This is a genomic window from Psychrobacter sp. T6-1, from assembly GCF_052258445.1.
In genome coordinates, this window is record NZ_JBQQFC010000530.1 from 1 (window position 1) to 1,112 (window position 1,112).

The 1,112-nt window shown below is 48.4% G+C and carries 1 protein-coding gene and 1 pseudogene; one reads left to right on the forward strand and one right to left on the reverse strand.

The genetic code is table 11. The features are described 5' to 3' along the window. Nucleotides 1–563: LysE/ArgO family amino acid transporter (locus tag ACTXGO_RS14360; RefSeq protein WP_443574992.1), on the reverse strand; the 563-nt coding region annotated here is incomplete at its 3' end. Nucleotides 564–741: 178 nt separating this feature from the next. On the opposite strand from ACTXGO_RS14360, the pseudogene ACTXGO_RS14365 reads away from it, so the two are divergent. Continuing rightward, nucleotides 742–1,112: pseudogene (locus ACTXGO_RS14365) on the forward strand (hypothetical protein); the annotation flags it as partial.

The window sequence follows — 1,112 nt, forward strand, 5'->3', positions numbered from 1 at the left end:
AAACCAACGAACGCGTCCAGTATATTCCACGCTTTTGGTTTGATAAATAAAGGTTGTAGTAGCCTCGCCCCATATCCGAGCGCAAAAAAGAATATAAAAGAGGCACTGACGGCGCCGAGTGCGAAGGTAAGCTTACTACTTGCGCCTGTTGAAACCATGCCAACGAGCACCAAGGTATCTAGGTAGACGTGCGGATTGAGCCAAGTAAATCCAAAGCACAGTAGCAGGGATTTTTTTAGGCTGGTGACCACTTGCCCCTCGACAGTCAAAGCATGAGAGACACGCAAGCTTGCGTATAGACTCTGCAAACCGTACCCTAATAAGAACAGCACGCCTGCGATCTTGGCAATACTTACCACCTGTGGAAAGCGGGCGGTCACTGTGCTAAACCCTGCCACGCCCGCTGCGATGAGTAGCGCATCACTTACTGCGCAAAATAGGCAGATATAAAAGATATGCTCGCGTTTGAGCCCTTGTTTGAGGACAAAAGCGTTTTGCGAGCCAATGGCAATGATGAGCGATAAGCCAAGCAAAAAACCAGAGAGATAATCAGGGGCGTTCATAGTAATTTGCTCAAATAATCAGAGAGAAATGGTGACGTTTGCTTACTGGCAGCAGGGCAAAAAGCTGTTAAGATACGATATCAAGTCACGGCTTGCAAGCTATAAATCAATAAGCAAAACTGCCGCAAGTTTGGTTAAACGTTAGTATTAAAATAACAGGCGAGGAGTAGGGCCAGTCATGGTATTGAGTTTGGCAAGAATGCTACAGTCATTTGGACCAGAGCAAGATGACTTGCCGACTACGGCTGCCAAAAATGTCCAGCAGGCCGCTAGCATAGATAGTAAGACGCCAGTTCAAGAGCACTCGCAAAGCCTAGATGCGCAAACGCTGGTGTCGCCACTGCGTGAACCTGAACGCGTTGAGCGTATCTGTGATGCGCTAGCGCAAGTAAGCAACGTTGGCACACCAACGCCGCTCACTGATAGATATCTGGCAAGTCGTGCCAAATGGCGCTCGCCTAATCGACCTCCCTTTGATCCTGATACCTTATGGTATCTCAAACATGGACGCTGCCCGATTATGACTGAACTGGTTGAAGTGGTCGACGA